At 73.2% G+C, this 15,430-nt stretch carries 9 protein-coding genes; 5 read left to right on the top strand and 4 right to left on the bottom strand.

Annotated features, from left to right (window positions below; genetic code table 11):
- The first annotated feature begins 33 nt into the window (after window positions 1–33).
- Both AB0J86_RS26615 and AB0J86_RS26610 read left to right on the top strand, forming a co-directional pair.
- Window positions 34–1,671, top strand: a complete 1,638-nt coding sequence (locus tag AB0J86_RS26615) for an ABC-F family ATP-binding cassette domain-containing protein (RefSeq protein WP_363860341.1) — start codon at window positions 34–36, stop codon at window positions 1,669–1,671.
- Between the two features lie 103 nt (window positions 1,672–1,774).
- The gene (locus AB0J86_RS26610) at window positions 1,775–2,497 is read left to right on the top strand and encodes a BON domain-containing class I SAM-dependent methyltransferase (RefSeq protein ID WP_363860340.1); all 723 of its coding nucleotides are present in this window, start codon (window positions 1,775–1,777) and stop codon (window positions 2,495–2,497) included.
- Between the two features lie 8 nt (window positions 2,498–2,505).
- Here the strand turns inward: AB0J86_RS26610 and AB0J86_RS26605 are convergent, their stop codons facing one another.
- Both AB0J86_RS26605 and AB0J86_RS26600 read right to left on the bottom strand, forming a co-directional pair.
- Entirely contained in the window at window positions 2,506–4,575 is a 2,070-nt protein-coding gene (locus tag AB0J86_RS26605; protein ID WP_363860338.1) for a DUF4157 domain-containing protein, read from the bottom strand.
- A gap of 180 nt (window positions 4,576–4,755) precedes the next feature.
- Entirely contained in the window at window positions 4,756–6,306 is a 1,551-nt protein-coding gene (locus tag AB0J86_RS26600; RefSeq protein WP_363860337.1) for an amino acid permease, read from the bottom strand.
- Window positions 6,307–6,542: 236 nt separating this feature from the next.
- Here AB0J86_RS26600 and AB0J86_RS26595 point away from each other — a divergent pair, with 236 nt between their 5' ends.
- Window positions 6,543–7,541 carry a helix-turn-helix domain-containing protein gene (locus AB0J86_RS26595; RefSeq protein ID WP_363860336.1) on the top strand — a complete coding sequence of 333 codons (999 nt, stop codon included), beginning with the start codon at window positions 6,543–6,545 and terminating at the stop codon, window positions 7,539–7,541.
- Window positions 7,542–7,735: 194 nt separating this feature from the next.
- Here AB0J86_RS26595 and AB0J86_RS26590 read toward each other — a convergent pair whose 3' ends face one another.
- On the bottom strand, window positions 7,736–12,022 hold the full coding sequence (locus AB0J86_RS26590) for a carboxypeptidase regulatory-like domain-containing protein (protein ID WP_363860335.1): 4,287 nt from the start codon (window positions 12,020–12,022) through the stop codon (window positions 7,736–7,738).
- A gap of 179 nt (window positions 12,023–12,201) precedes the next feature.
- Here AB0J86_RS26590 and AB0J86_RS26585 point away from each other — a divergent pair, with 179 nt between their 5' ends.
- Window positions 12,202–12,774 carry an NAD(P)H-dependent oxidoreductase gene (locus AB0J86_RS26585; protein WP_363860334.1) on the top strand — a complete coding sequence of 191 codons (573 nt, stop codon included), beginning with the start codon at window positions 12,202–12,204 and terminating at the stop codon, window positions 12,772–12,774.
- Window positions 12,775–12,929: 155 nt separating this feature from the next.
- Here AB0J86_RS26585 and AB0J86_RS26580 read toward each other — a convergent pair whose 3' ends face one another.
- Window positions 12,930–13,520, bottom strand: coding sequence for an NUDIX domain-containing protein (locus tag AB0J86_RS26580; protein ID WP_363860333.1), 591 nt, complete (start codon window positions 13,518–13,520; stop codon window positions 12,930–12,932).
- Between the two features lie 217 nt (window positions 13,521–13,737).
- On the opposite strand from AB0J86_RS26580, the gene AB0J86_RS26575 reads away from it, so the two are divergent.
- On the top strand, window positions 13,738–15,430 hold a 1,693-nt coding region (locus AB0J86_RS26575; protein ID WP_363860332.1), incomplete at its 3' end, for a hypothetical protein.

Below are 15,430 nucleotides of genomic sequence, written 5' to 3'. Positions count from 1 at the left end.
GCGGTCGGCCGGTGCGGATAGCATCGTTGCCTCATGACCGCCACACTGATCGCCAAGGACCTCGCCGCCGGACACGGCGACCGCGTCCTGTTCACCGGGCTGGACCTGGTCGTCGCCCCGGGCGACGTGATCGGGCTGGTCGGCGTCAACGGCGCCGGCAAGTCGACGCTGCTGCGTACCCTCGCCGGCCTGCTGCCCACCGAGCGCGGCTCGGTGCAGCTCAACCCGCCCACCGCCACCGTCGGGCACCTGCCGCAGGAGCCGGACCGCCGGCCGGGCGAAACCGTACGGGCGTTCCTGGCCCGGCGCACCGGGGTGACCGAGGCGCAGCGGGCGCTCGACGCGGCGACCGAGGCGCTCACGGCCGGTACCGCCGGCTCGGACGACGCGTACGCCACGGCGCTGGAGCGGTGGCTGGCCCTCGGCGGCGCCGACCTGGAGGAGCGGGCCGAGCAGGTGGCGGACGAACTGGGTCTCGCCGTCGACCTGGACCAGCCGATGACCGCGCTCTCCGGTGGCCAGGCGGCCCGGGCCGGCATGGCGTCGCTGCTGCTCAGCCGGTACGACATCTTCCTGCTGGACGAGCCGACGAACGACCTCGACCTGGCCGGGCTGGACCGGCTGGAGAGGTTCGTGACCGGGCTGCGCGCCGGCACGGTGCTGGTCAGCCACGACCGGGAGTTCCTGACCCGGACCGTGACCCGGGTGCTGGAACTGGACCTGCCGCAGCAGCAGATCCGCCAGTACGGCGGCGGCTACACCGGCTACCTGGAGGAGCGCGAGGTGGCCCGGCGGCACGCGCGGGCGGAGTACGAGCAGTACGCACAGACCCGGGCCGGGCTGGAGGAGCGGGCGCGCACGCAGCGGGCCTGGATGGAGAAGGGCGTCCGCAACGCCCGCCGCAAGGCCAGCGACAACGACAAGAACGTCCGGAACTTCCGGGGCGAGACGAGCGAGAAGCAGGCCGCCAAGGCCCGGCAGACCGAGCGGCTGATCGAGCGGCTGGAGGTGGTCGAGGAGCCGCGCAAGGAGTGGGAGCTGCGGATGGAGATCGCCGCCGCGCCCCGGGCCGGCGCGGTCGTCGCGACCCTGCGACGGGCGGTGGTACGCCGTGGCGACTTCACCCTCGGGCCGGTGGACCTGCAGGTGGACTGGGCCGACCGGGTGGCGATCACCGGGGCGAACGGCGCCGGCAAGTCGACCCTGCTCGGCGCGCTGCTGGGGCGGCTGCCGCTGGACGAGGGCACGGCGAGCCTCGGGCCCGGGGTGGTGGTCGGCGAGGTGGACCAGGCGCGCGGGCTCTTCCTCGGGCCGCGTCCGCTGCTCGACGCGTTCGGTGCGGCCGTACCGGAGTTCACCCCCGCCGAGTCGCGGACGCTGCTGGCGAAGTTCGGCCTCCGCGCCGATCACGTGCTCCGGCCGGCCGAGACGCTCTCGCCCGGCGAGCGGACCCGGGCCGCACTCGCCCTGCTCCAGGCCAGGGGCGTGAACCTGCTGGTACTGGACGAGCCGACCAACCACCTCGACCTGCCCGCCATCGAGCAGTTGGAGTCGGCGCTGGCGGAGTACCCGGGGACGCTCCTGCTGGTCACGCACGACCGGCGGATGCTGGCGGCGGTACGGACCAACCGGCGGTTCGAGGTCGACGCCGGGCGGGTGCTCGACCGCTGATCCCCGGCGCCGGCGCCGGCGCCACCACCCCACCGCGACAGGCCAATCGCACAGGCATGATCGGCGCGTATCCGGGTAGCCCGCGCCGGGAGGTGACCGGGATATGGTCGCGCTGGCAACCGCACCGCTCTCGGGGGACCGGCTCCGGGCGGCCGACGAGTTCCTCGCCGAGGCCTGGACCGACCTCGCCAAGCACGACGACCGGCTGCGCGGGCTCGCCGTCGACGTCCGGTTCGACCGGGGGGTGGCGCACCTGACCGGCCAGGTCGCGGACGCGGGCGAGCTGCGCCTGGTACGCCAGTTGGTCGGCCGGCTGCACGGCGTGCTGGGGGTCTGGGCCCGGGTACGCGTCGCCGGCCGGGACCCGGTCGTGCTGGACCTGGGTTGCGGACCGGCGAAGCAGTACCCGGAGAACCTCGGCATCGACCTGCGCGTGGCGGACGGGGTGCACGCCCAGGCGGACCTCTCCTACTCGCTGCCGGTCGCGGACGACTCGGTCGACGTGATCTTCACGGTGCACATCCTGGAGCACCTGATCGACTTCCTGCGGCTGACCGACGAGTGCCACCGGGCGCTGCGGCCGGGCGGCGTGCTGCACATCATGAGCCCCTGGTGGGGGCATGTGAACGCGGTCGCCGACCCGACCCACGTACGGCTGCTGGACGTACAGACGATCAAGGGGATCTGCGAGCGGTACCCGGGCGCGCCCCGCTGGTACCCGCTGCACGCCGGCTGCGACGGCGCGTCGGTCTTCGCGGACCTCACCCCGCTCGGGCCGGACGACCCGCGACCGCCCGCCGGCCACCTGGCCCGCTTCTTCGACTGATCGCTCGCTCAGTCCCCGGTACGGCGCCGCTTGTCGCGATGGCCGTAGTCGTCGTCATCGCCGCTCCTGCCGCTGTGGTTGGGCAGCGAGCCGGAGAAGAGGGTCCGGCCCAGGACCCAGTTCTGGAAGTTCTCGCGGTCGCGCCCGGCGCCCGGCCGAGGCCGGTACTCCCGGACGGTGTACCTCAGGGTGCCCGGCACGTCCTCCAGGCCGGCCAGGTCGATCAGGTCGCCACCCATCTCCACCTCGAAGGAGAGCACCTGGCCGCCGGTGAGCACCAGGCTCTTGACCCGGCTCTCCACCTCCCGCTCGAAGCGCTGGTTCAGCGACGCGGTCATCGGCACCAGGTTGTGGCTCAGTCCCGGACCGTGCAGGTGGTGGTTCAGCAGGTGCCCGGCGATCACCCCACCCCAGGGCTCCACCGGCACCGAACCGGTCTGCCCGCTCGCGGGCGGCCGCAGGGTGAGCGGCCGGGCGAGCATCTTCGTACCGATCTCCTCATCCTCGTCGTCGACGTTGCGGATGGACCCGGTCTCGAACTCGACCTCGGTCTGCGGCAACGCCAACAGCCGGTTCCCGGTCTCGCCCTGCGACGCCTGGTACCGCCGCACCGCCGCGTACGCGGTCTCCAGCACCTCGGCCACGACCGCGCCGTACGAACCCTTCCACGGCAGCGACAGGTCGTTCCAGAGCTTCGCCAACTGCGCGTCCGCGCCGTTCAGGCCGAGGTCCGCCCCGAACGAGAGCGGGCCCGGCGACGCCGTCGCGCCGGCGGTGTTGGTGCCGATCGCCGTGACCGCCCCGGCCTGGTTGATCTGGATGTTCCGCTGGTAGCCCCCGGCCTTCGGCGTGCCGTCGGCCGCCAGCTCCACCACGTGGCACTGGATACCGGCCGGGTAGAAGCCGCCGTCGACGGTCGAGGCCCCGTCCTGCACCACGACCTGGTACGCGAAGAACCGGTTCTGGTTGTAGATCATCCGCTTGAGTGGATCCTCGATCTCCTTCAGGTGCTTCTTGTTGAGGGTCTGGCTGAACGGGGCGAGGTTCTCGAACGACGCGGGACCGTGCAGGTACGCGTTGAGCAGGTGCCCCTCGACCGCCGAGCCGAGGCCCGCGTAGGCCCCGGTCGTCGCGTCCGAGCCCGCGCCGCCCTTCATGCTCAACATCGTGGCGGTCATCTGCCTGCCGCGCTGCATGCCGTTCCAGCTCACCGTGCCGCCGTACGCGACGACGGTGTCCGGCGCGCCCTGCGCGGTGGCGTACTTGTTGGCCAGCGACTGCTGGGCCTGGCCGAGACCGCTCTTCCAGCCGTCGGAGAGCTGCTGGTACGTCTTCAGGATGTGGTGCACGTCGACGGCGTTCGGGGCAGCCGCGCGCCCCTTCAGCGTCTGCCAGTCCGGCACCGGCGAGGTGTCGGCCGGCGCGGGATCCTTCGCCTTGAGCAGCTCGATCCCGGACGCCTGGAGGGCCGGCGCGCCCGTGGTGGCGCCCGACCGTGTCCCGTCACCGACCCGGGCCGACTCGCCCCGGGCCGCCCGCCGGCCCAGGGTCTCGGCCTCGCTCTCCAGTCCGTGGTCGTCGTTGAACTCGTGCCCGCGCGCCTGGCCGGTGACGCCGACCCGCCCCTGGCGCTGCTGCACCACGTGGGCCAGTTCGTGGCCGATCAGCGCCTGCCCGGACTCGGTCTCCGGCCGGTAGTGCTCGCTCGCGAGGTGGATCTCCTCGCCCCGGGTGTACGCCCGCACGCCGAGCGTGTCGGCGTGGGCGGAGTCCCGGTGCACCCGTACGCCGGAGAAGTCCGCGTCGAACGCCTCCTCCATCCGGGCCTGCAGCTCGGTCGGCAGCCCGGTGCCGCCCGCGGCACCCCCGGCCCGGTCACCGCCCTTGCCGGGACCCGCCTTGCCGCCGCCGGCGGCGAGCATCCGGCTCACCGCCCGGTTGCCGGCCGTACGCTGCAACGCCAGCAGCCCGGCCCGGGTCCGCGGCCCGGCCCGGGCTGCTGGCGCCGACGGGCTCTCGGCCCCCTCCGGCCTTCGCGGATGGCGGTCCCGTGACTGCGGCAGGTCGTATTCGCGCACGGGCCACCCCTGCTGGAGACGGTCGATCGGATCGACCACAGACGATGGGACGAGCTTACCCGCCTTCCCATGAACGGGCTGTAGCCAGACACACCCTGTCGTGTTACGGATCGACCGACGACAGCGCCTGGACCGACCGACGGCAGCGCCTGGACCGGTCGACGGCACCGCCGGCCCCGGTCACGGGCCGGTCGACGGTACCGCCGGGCTGGCGCCGGCCGACGCCGGCTGGTCGTCCCCGGGCGGGGTTTCCGACCGCTCGGCGCGGGCCAGCCGGTTGCGCCGCCGGCCGTAGAACAGGTAGACGAGCACGCCGAGCAGCAGCCAGGCCAGGAACCGCAGCCAGGTCTCCACCGACAGGTTCGCCATGAGATAGAGGCAGGCCAGCGCCGAGACCACCGGCAGCACCGGGGAGAGCGGTACCCGGAACGGCCGCTTCAGCTCCGGCCGGGTGCGCCGCAGCAGCGGTACGGCCAGCGACACGATGAAGAAGGCGAGCAGCGTACCGATGCTGACCAGGTTCGCCAGCGAGGAGAGCGGTACCAGCCCGGCCAGCAGCGCCACCCCGGCGGTGATCAGGATCGTCACCCGGTAGGGCGTACCCCACTTCGGGTGGACCGCTCCGATCGCGGGCGGCAGCAGCCCGTCGCGGGCCATCGCGAAGCCGATCCGCCCGATCGCCACGATGTCCACCAGGATCACGCTGGTCAGCCCGGCGACGGCCGCGATGGAGACGAGCGCGGCGGCCCAGCCGGCCCCGACGGCGGAGAAGGCCGAGGCGATCGGGGCGCCGGTGTCGATCTGCCGGTAGTCGACCATGCCGACCACCACGTACGAGACGGCCACGTAGAGGAGGGTGGAGATGGCGAGCGTGCCGAAGAGCCCGAGCGGCAGGTCCCGCCCGGCCCGCTTGGTCTCCTCGCCCAGGTTCGCCACGGCCTCGAAGCCGGTGTACGCGAAGAAGACCACCGCCGCGGCGGCGAGGACCCCGGCGAAGCCGAACGCCGACGGCTCGACGCCGAAGAGCGCCTGGGTGAGCGGCTGGGTCAGCCCCGCCCCGCCGCCGTCCTCGACCGGCTTGGCCGGCGGTACGAACGGCGTGAGGTTCGCCGCCTTCACGAAGAACAGTCCGGCCACCACGACGAAGACGCAGATCGCGACCTTGACCGCGACCAGCAGGTTGGTGAGCCGGGACGACTGCCGGATGCCGAGCGTGGCGATGGTACCGAGCACCAGCGTGATCAGGATCGCGCCGACGTTGACGACGCTCCCCTCCTCGCCGAACCAGGTGGCGGGCAGACCGAGCAGCTCGGCCAGGTACCCCGACCAGCCGCGCGCCACCACCGCGGCGCCGAGCGCGAACTCCAGCACGAGGTCCCAGCCGATGATCCAGGCGATCAGCTCGCCCGTGGTGGCGTACGCGTAGGTGTAGGCGCTGCCCGCGGTCGGCACGCTGGAGGCCAGCTCGGCGTAGCAGAGGGCGGCGAGCAGGCTGACGGCGCCGGCGAGCGCGAACGAGACGATCACGGCGGGGCCGGCGTGGTCGCGCGCCTCGACCCCGGTCAGCGTGAAGATCCCGGTGCCGATCACGATCCCGATGCCGAAGCCCATCAGGTCGATCGGGCCGAGCCGGCGGCGCAACCGGCGCCGCTCGGTACCGTCCCCGTCACCGCCCTCGTCACCCGCCTGGGCGAGCACATCCTTGATCGGCTTGGTCCGCCACACGGACATCCGCCCACCCCCTTCGCCGCGCCCGGGGCCTCCCGGGTATCGAGGGCTCCCTGCTACCCCGCGCCGGCACGGCCCAACCGCCGCGCGCCGCCCGCGAGCCTCGGCGGTGCGCCGGGGGACGACGGGGTACCCGAACCGGGGCGCCCCGCCCAGCCGGTCCTGAACCCGGCATGAACTGCCTGTTGACGGACGTGATCAATTCGGTTCTAGGATGTCCGCCCGGGGGGTGGGGCGGCATGCTGGAGATCCTCGGCCTGGACCATTCGGGCGAGGGGGCGTACCTCGCCCTGGTGGACAACCCGGCCCTGACCATGGACGAGCTGCACAGCCGTACCGGCATCGACCCGGCCGCGCTCGGCGCGGCCCTGGTCCGGCTGGAGGACCACGGCCTCATCTCGCGGATGCCGGGCCGGCCCGTACGCTACAGCGCGCTGCCGCCCGAGCCGGCGGTCGAGGTGCTCCTGCTCTCCCGCGAGCGGGACATCCAGCGGATGCGGGCGCTGGCGCAGCGGCTCGCCGAGCGGCACCGCAAGGCCCGGGTCGGCCCCGACTCGACCTCCCTGATCGAGGTGATCGTCGGGCAGGACGGGGTGGCCCGCTGCGGGCAGCAGCTCTTCCGCCGCGCGGAGCGCGAGATCCGCGGCATCGACGCGCCGCCGTACGCCCAGACCAGCACCGGCGAACGGGTCAACTCCAGCCGGAACATCGGCGGCCGGCGGGTGCGCAGCCGCTTCATCCACGCCCGCGCCACGCTGACCCAGCCCGGCGCCACCGAGCGCATCGAACGGGACATCGCGGCCGGCGAGGAGGTCCGTTTCCTGCCCGAGTCGCCGATGAAGATGATCATCGCCGACGACCAGGCCGGGCTCATCCCGCTGCTGGCCACGCCGCAGGTGCTGGACGCGTGCATCCTGGTCCACCCGTCGGCGCTGCTCGACGCGCTCTCCACCCTCTTCGAGACGCTCTGGCAGCGGGCCCAACCGTTCGTACCGGACCAGGGCACCAACGGCGCCGGTGAGTTCATCAGCGAGGAGGAGCGGCGGATCGTCTCGCTGCTCGCCATGGGACTGCCCGACGAGGCGATCGCGCGGCAACTGGAGATCGGCCACCGTACCGTCCAGCGCCGCATCCAGGCGCTGCTGCTGCGGCTCGGCGCGACCAGCCGGTTCCAGGCCGGCGTGCTGGCCGCCCGGCGCGGCTGGTGGAACCCGGACGAGGCCGAGGCCCCGTGCTGACCAGCCGGGCCGGTCCGCCGGGCTGCCCGCCCGCCGAGGCTCCGGGCCGGGCCGTGTGCCGCCCAGCCGCCGGGCCGGGACCCCGGAACGCCGAAAGGGGGCCGGTCACCACGTAGACCGGCCCCCTACCGCTCCGGCTGGGGCGGAGTTGACGCGGGCGGCGGATCGGCGCCGCCCGCGGAAGCGGTACCTACCTACAACTGCGTCAGCGGGAAGTCAGCCGTCACCGTGCCGTCCCGGACGATCCGTACGGTCCTGGTCGTGGGGGCGTACCCGGTGGCCGCGACGACCACGGTCAGCGGGTTGTCCCTCGCCGGCAGCCAGAGCCGGTACCGGCCGTCGGCGTCGGTGACCAGCGTGTGGTTCCCGGCCTTCGTCTCCACCTGCACGATGGCGCCGGCCAGCGGTACCGCCCCGCCGTCCGCGCCCCGGCCGGTGACCGTACCGGTCAGCTGCCCCCAGCCCGCCGGCGCCGTCACCGTCATGGTCAGCGGCACCGCGACCGAGCCGTACGGGGTGTCGCTGTCGAGCAGCAGCCGGGCGGCGTGCGCCCCCGCGTCGGCCGGCCCCATCGCGCCCGCGTCCAGGGTCACCCGCACCGTGGTGCTCTGCCCCGGCCGCAGGGTCAGCGACTTCGCGCCCGCTGCCAGCCACGGCACGTCCGCGTGCGGCTGGTCGTACCCGGGCAGCTTCTGCGCCGTCGCCGTCGGGGCGTACCGCGTCTGGCCGCCCAGCACGTACCAGCCCGGTGCCGCCGCCGCGATCATCACGGGCGTGTTCAGGCTCGGCAGCGCCGACCACGCGTCGGCCGCCGGGTCGTAGGCGTACGCCTCGTTGGTCAGCTCGCCGGTGCTGTTGACCAGGCCACCGGCGGTCAGCAGCCGCCCGTTCGCGCTGCTGCCGGCCGCGCCCCAGACGTCGATCGGCGCGTCGGCGATCCGCCGCCAGTCGGCCGTCACCGGGTCGAAGGCGTACCCCTCCTTCGTACCGGCGGGCGCGCCGCCGGACGGCTGGTAGACGCCGCCGGTGCAGTAGAGCACGCCGTCGACGGTGCCGCAGGGCAGGTACGACAGCGGCCTCGGGTACGGCTTGCCGGCCGACCAGCTGTCCGTCGCCGGGTCGTAGACCTGCACGTCGCTCGCGCCGCAGTTGAACTGGTCGCAGCCGCCGACCACGTAGAGCTTGTCGCCGAGGACCGCCGAGCCGGCGGCGCCGTACGCCTTGGGCGCGGGCGCGATCTCCGACCAGCTGTCGGTGGCGGGGTCGTAGACCTCGCCACCCGGGATCGGCACGCCCGCCCGGTCCTTGCCGCCGACCACGTAGAGCTTGCCGCGGACGAAGCCGTACGCCGGGGCGAAGCGCAGCGTGGTGGCGTGCGCCAACGGCCGCCAGGTCGCCGAGGCGGGATCGTAGGACCAGAAGCCGTTGGTCCACTGGCCGCTGGCGTCCGCGCCGAGCCCCGCGTAGAGCACGCCGTGGTCGACCGCGGCGACCCCGCCCTGCACGCCGACGGGCAGGTCGGTGACGGGCTGCCAGGCCTGGTCGGTGGCGGCACCGGTACGCGCCGAGGTCCCGCCCGCCGCCCGGGCCGCCGAGGCGACCATGCCGTTCGGCGTCAGCTGGCTGCGCACCCGCTGCCGGGGCGCTCCGGTGGCCGGGCCGGCCGGAACGCCGACCCGCTGCTCGCCCAGGCCGAAGGTGGCCGGGGCGCCGCCGGTGTTCTTGACCTGGAGGTTGACCGTCTTCGTCGTGCCCCAGGCCACGTCGGCGGCGACCGCGGTCGCGTCGACCCGCAGCCGGCCGGCGGCCAGCGCGAAGTCGACCGGCGTGATGGCGTCGGGCCGCACGGTCACCTTCGCGGTGACCGCCGGATACCCGAAGCCGGCCAGGTCGGCGGTGAACTGCTGCTTGCCGGTACGACCGGAGAAGGCCCAGTAGAGGCCGTCGCCGACGGCCGGGTCGCCCGGCGAGGCGACGCTGCGACCGGCGTCGGCGGGCGCCGCCACGCCGCGTACCGTCGCGCCCGCCACCCCGGCGCCGGTGTTCGCGTCGGTGACCTGCCCGACCAGCAGACCACCCGGCAGGACGTCGAGGCTGCGGGTACCGACCGCCACGTTGTCCAGCTGCCACATGCCGGTCAGGCTGCCGACGAAGTGGAACCGGATCCGCACCGAGGACCGGCCCGCGTACCCGGTCAGCGGCACCGTCTCGTGGTCCGGGCCGGGCACCGCGTCCGCGTGCCGCCAGACGTTGGTCCAGGTCGCGCCGCCGTCCGTGCTCACGTCGACGTCGGCGGTCAGGTCGCCCAGCCGGTACGCCCACGGCAGCGCGCTGTCGAACTCCAGCACGGGCGCGGTCTGCCCGGACAGGTCGTAGCTCGGGCTGATCAGCTCGCTGTCGGCGGCGGCCCAGCCCAGCGCGTAGTCGTCCACGATCGCGAACCGGCCGGTGCCGCCGGTCTGGTTGCCCCGGTTCAGCGGGTCGTCGAACTGCCAACCGCCCGCCGGGGTGTTGTTCCGCACGGTCCAGCCGGCGGGCGTACCGCTCGTGGCGAAGCTCTCCAGCCCGCCCCCGTGGTAGTTGACGGCGTAGCCGGGGGCGAGCGCGCCGGTCGTGAAGATCGGCAGGGTGATGTCGACCCGCTTCGACGCCTGACCCAGCTCGACCGTGGCGCTGGCCGACCGGTAGCCGGGGTAGAGCGGGGTCACTCGCAGCGTGTAGGTGCGGTCCATCGGCAGCTTGACCGCGTACGCGCCGGTCCTCGGGTCGGTGAAGACGGTGCCCGGGACCCCGTCGACCGTGAGCCGGGCGTAGAGGCCCCAGCCGTGCCCGCCGCCGTCGCGGACCGTCCCGGCGACCGTCTGGCTCGGCACCGCGACCAGGGCCGCGTCCCGGGTCACCGCGACGCCGTCCGCCAGCTCCTGGGTACCGAGGTCCAGTTGCGCGTAGCCGAACGCGCCGACCGTCAACGGGTACGACCCGACCGGTACGACCAACTGGTAGCGGCCGTCCGGTCCGCTCGTGGTGGCGTACGGGGCGAGGCTCACCGCGGCGCCGGCGACCGGCCGGCCGGTGGCCGCGTCGGTGACGGTACCGCTGACGGTCGCGTGCGGGCCGGGCCGGAAGGCGGCCAGGCCGTTGGGGGTACCGAGACCGGTCGGCCCGTCGTAGCCGGGGCCGGCCGCGCAGAGGTAGCGGGGCGTGCACTCCGGCGTCGGGCCGAAGCCGCAGAGGGAACGGTCGGCGCAGCTCGCGTTGTCGCCGGTGGTCACGTCGTGCAGCGCGCCGGGGCTCAGGTACGGGTACGAGGCCGGGGTGCTGCCGGCGACCGGCGTACCGGCCAGCGCGTACACGCCCGCGACGATCGGCGCCGAGGCGCTGGTGCCGCCGTAGACGTTCCAGCCCTCGTCCGAGTAGCTGTTGTAGACGGCGACGCCGGTGGCCGGGTCGGCGACCGCCGAGACGTCCGCCACGGTACGGCCGGCGCAGCCGGAGTCCGCCTGGTAGGTCGGCTTGGTCTCCACGGTCGAGCAGCCCGAGCCGGTGGCGCCCCAGTACGGCTCGCCGGTCGAGCGGGTACCGGCGGTGTTCCACACCTTCTCCGACCAGCCCCGGGCGCTGCCGTCGCGGACCAGCGAGGTACCGCCGACAGCCGTCACGTAGGTGGAGGAGGCCGGGTAGCTCACCCCGTAGCCGAAGTCGCCCGAGCTGGCCACGACGGCGACGCCCGGGTGGTTGAAGTACGCCTCGTCGTACGCCGGCTCGCTCGGATCCTCCGGCGCGCTCGGGTCGGAGCCGTACGAGTTGGAGACGTACTTCGCGCCCAGCGCCACCGCGGTGTTCACCGCCGTACCGAGGTCGTCGGTGTAGGCGCTGTCCGCCTCGACCAGCAGGATGTGCGCCTGCGGCGCGACCGCCGAGGCCATGTCGACGTCCAGCGAGATCTCACCGGCCCAGTCGCCGTTCGGCTCCGGGTAGTCGGTGCCGCCCCGCTGGTCCACCTTCCGGAAGCAGCCGTTGGCGGTGGTGCAGGGCGGCAGCCCGTACTGCTGGCGGTAGACGGCCAGGTCCTCCTCGGCGCGCGGGTTGTCGTACGCGTCGACGATCGCGATCGTCGCGCCCGCGCCCCCGCCGGCCGGCAGCCCGTACGCGGAGAGCAGGTCGGCCGGGGCGTACCCCTCCGGCGTCGCGGCGGCGGTGCGCGGCTGCACGCCGCGCGACCGGCGGGTGTCGGTGCGGCGCAGCCCGAAGCAGGACAGTTCACCGGGCTTCGGGGTGCCGCAGAGCCGCTGCACGCTCGCCGCGCTGGTGCTGCTCGGGCTGCCCGGCGCGCTGGTGGCCGGCGCGCTCGGGCTGCTCGGGCTGCTCGGGGCCGCGAGCGCGGCGGGCTGCGGTACCTGCACGGCCACCACCGCCAGCACCAGCGCCGCCACCGCGCGGAGCAGGGATGATCCGGTAGATCTTGGTCTTTCGCCTCGCACGCCCTACTCCAGTTTCCGGACCCGGCTGAATCGGCCCCAAGCACGCAGGTCGACGGCGAACGGGGGTATGTTCGCTGGGAGAAAGATCCACCTAGGCTGCCCGACGGGTCAACGTGCCGACGTGGCGGTTTGCCGCCCTGGCGCGTTCACGCCACCGCGGGCGGATCGGAGCAGACACGATGGCGAAGCTGCAGATCATCCTCGCCAGCACCCGTCCCGGCCGCGCTGGCGAGCCGGTGGCGAAGTGGTTCCTCGACCGGGCCGTGAAGCACGGCGGCTTCGACGTCGAGCTGATCGACCTCGCCGAGTGGAACCTCCCGATGATGGACGAGCCACACCACCCGAAGCTGCGGCGGTACGTGCACCAGCACACCAAGGACTGGAGCGCGAAGATCGAGTCGGGTGACGCGTACGTCTTCGTCATGCCGGAGTACAACTACGGTTTCTCGGCACCGCTGAAGAACGCCCTCGACTACCTGAACCTGGAGTGGAACCACAAGCCGGTCGGCCTGGTCAGCTACGGCGGCGTCTCGGCCGGTACCCGGGCGGCCCAGATGATCCGGCAGGTGCTCGTCCCGCTGAGCCTCGTACCGGTCAACGACGCGGTGCACATCCCCTTCGTCCGGCAGTTCATCGGCGACGACGGCGTCCTCCAGCCGAACGAGACGATGGAGAGCGCCGCCGACGTCATGCTCGACGAGTTGGTCCGGTACGCCGCCGCCCTCAAGCCCCTGCGCGACAAGAGCGCCTGATCCGCGGGGCCGAGGGTGGGGTGATCCGCACAAGTACAGAGAAAGAGTGGCTGTCCGGCGCCGGATAGCCACTCTTTCTCCGTATCTGCGTGCTCGCGGGCGCCCGACCTGTGGGTGCTCGCGGGTCCCGGACCCGGGCGCCTCGCGCCGGCTCGTCAGGCGAGGGCGGCGAGCAGCTTGCGGGTGAAGCGGTGCAGCTGCGGGTCGAGCGTCTCCGCCGGCTCGGCCAGCAGGTCGGCCGGCGCCACCCAGCGGATCGCGTCGAACTCCTCCTCGTCGTACGCCACGATCTCGGCCGGGTCGCCGCGCAGGACGTACCAGAGCGAGACGTCCGTGTGCCGGCCGGCGCCCCGCGTCTCGGTCACGGTCAGGAAGAACGGCCGCTCGCCGGCGAACGTCGACGGTACGGCCGGGACGCCCAGTTCCTCGCGGCACTCGCGCACCACCGTCTCCCACGGATCCTCGTCGGGCTCCACGTGCCCGCCCGACGGCAGCCACAGCCCCGCCTTCCGGTGCGCGACCAGTAGCAGTTCCCGCCGGCCCTCGTCGAAGACCACGAAGTAGCTGACCAGGTGCTTGGCCGGCACGTCCGGCTTGCGTACCCGGTAGAGCGGCGCGCCGTCGGCGACCCATTCCGCCGTACCGACGATGTCGGCGCGCTCGGCCGCGTCCCACGGCTCGATCCCGGCGAGCAGCTCGACCAGGTGCAGCCGCCGCAGTGGCTCGGCCCGATCCAATTCACGCATCGTGATCACCACGACATCCTGCCAACCAGGTGCGACATCGGCGATCGCTTTGCCGCCGAGGCGCGTCGAGCGGTAGCAGCCCTCGCCGAGCTGCCCGTATAGGCAGATCTGGATTCCCCTTCGGCTGACCGCGATGCCCGTGGATGAATACTCAGCGTCATCCAATACTCGGCCTACGGTGAATTTGTCGTAACGGGGCCCATCCTGGGGGTACGACGTGAAAACACCGGCCGAGGACCTGGGGGCCGAACGGGAACGGGTACGCGCCGCGGGCGCACCTGCCACTGAGCGAGACGCGCCGGCCGCTCGTACCCGCGTCGAGCCGGACGTGGAAACCGCCGACACCGCACTGCGGAGTGGGTCGGCGCGGGCGTTGAGCCCGGCGGTGGCGCAGCGGTTGCAGGCTGCGGCGGGTAACCGTGCGGTGGCGGGCCTGGTCGCGCAGCGGCGGGCGGCGTCGTCGCGTGCCGCTCGGCCGCCGTCCAAGGGCGGCGCCGCGCCGGGTACGCCCTCCGCCCAGCGCTCACCCGCCGACGCGGGTGCTGGCTCTGACCTCTCGGCTGGCTCGGGCGCCGCCGCGTTCGCTGCTCCACCCGGCTCGGCCGTACTGGTGCAGCGGTTGGCGGAGGGTGCGGCCGGCGCGGAGGCTCCGCCGGCCGGGGCTCGTCCGCCGGCGTCGGCTGATCCGAAGTTCGCCGCGTTGGCCTCGGATGTGCGGGCGAAGCAGAAGGTGATGTCGGCGCATCCTTCGGCGGTGTCGGAGGCGGGTAAGGCGCAGGGTGCGGCGCGGCCTCCGCAGGACGATCGGGAAGCGCAGGGCAAGACGGCGAACGCGGAGAGGATGAACGCCGCGAAGCCGGGTGAGTTCGACAAGGCCGCGTTCGTGCGGGCGGTGAACGAGGCGATTGCGGCGCAGGCGCCGAAGAATTTGGACGAGGCGGACAAGTTCGGCGAGTCGGGTAAGGCCGACGCGGTGAAGGGCCAGGTCCAGGGTCAGGTCAGCGCGGGTAAGGAAACCTCCGCGAAGGCGATCGAGACCACCACGAAGGCCGAGCCGGACACCTCCGCCGCCAAGGAAAAGCAGGTCACCCCGTTGGTGGCGGATCAGCCTCCGGGTGCCCCCGGCGCCCCCGATCCCGGTAAGGCCGTCCCGGACAAGGCCCCACCCGCCGCTACCGACTTCTCCGCCGGTCCGGCGCGGGTCGATCAGCAGATGGCTGATGCGCAGGTGACCGAGGAGCAGTTGGCGCGCTCCAACGAGCCGGAGTTCACCGGGGCGTTGCGGGAGAAGAAGGCCGGCGAGCAGCACGCCGCGACCGCCCCCGGCCAGGTACGGGCCGCCGAAGCGCAGACCTTGGCCGGAGCCAAGGCCCAAGCGGGGGCTGCCGGTGCGGCGGCGATGACCGCCCTGGCCACCGACCGCAAAACGGCCGGGGCGCAGGTGTCGGCGGGCAAGGAAGGCGCCAAGAGTTCGGATGAGGCGAAGCGGGCGCAGGTCACCGCCCGCCTGCAGAAGGTCTTCGACGCGACGAAGAAGGACGTCGAGGACATCCTGTCGGGCCTGGACCGCAAGGTCGACGACGCGTTCACCAAGGGTGAGAAGGCGGCCCGGGACGCGTTCACCGCCGACTACAAGTCCCGTATCGACGCGTACAAGAAGAAGCGGTACTCGGGACCCCTTGGCCCGCTGAAGTGGGGCAAGGACAAGCTCTTCGGGCTCCCCGACGAGGTCAACGCCTTCTACGAGCAGGCCCGTAAGGGCTACGTCGACCGGATGCAGCAGGTCATCTCCTCGGTCGCGGACATCATCGGCGCCGAGTTGAACCGGGCCAAGGCCCGGATCGCCACCGGCCGCAACGACCTGCAAGCCGAGGTCAAAAAACTCCCCGCCGATCTGCAGGCCATCGGCA

The sequence above is a fragment of the Micromonospora sp. NPDC049559 genome (assembly GCF_040676675.1).
GTDB lineage: Bacteria > Actinomycetota > Actinomycetes > Mycobacteriales > Micromonosporaceae > JBFAPK01.
This window is presented reverse-complemented; position numbering and strand designations above follow the sequence as displayed.

Bases quoted from the DNA above. Each gene is read 5' to 3' on its own strand.
- AB0J86_RS26615 (WP_363860341.1), top strand. From the start codon at position 34: ATGACCGCCACACTGATCGCCAAGGACCTCGCCGCCGGACACGGCGAC.
- AB0J86_RS26610 (WP_363860340.1), top strand. From the start codon at position 1,775: ATGGTCGCGCTGGCAACCGCACCGCTCTCGGGGGACCGGCTCCGGGCG.
- AB0J86_RS26600 (WP_363860337.1), bottom strand. From the start codon at position 6,306: ATGTCCGTGTGGCGGACCAAGCCGATCAAGGATGTGCTCGCCCAGGCG.
- AB0J86_RS26595 (WP_363860336.1), top strand. From the start codon at position 6,543: ATGCTGGAGATCCTCGGCCTGGACCATTCGGGCGAGGGGGCGTACCTC.
- AB0J86_RS26585 (WP_363860334.1), top strand. From the start codon at position 12,202: ATGGCGAAGCTGCAGATCATCCTCGCCAGCACCCGTCCCGGCCGCGCT.
- AB0J86_RS26580 (WP_363860333.1), bottom strand. From the start codon at position 13,520: ATGCGTGAATTGGATCGGGCCGAGCCACTGCGGCGGCTGCACCTGGTC.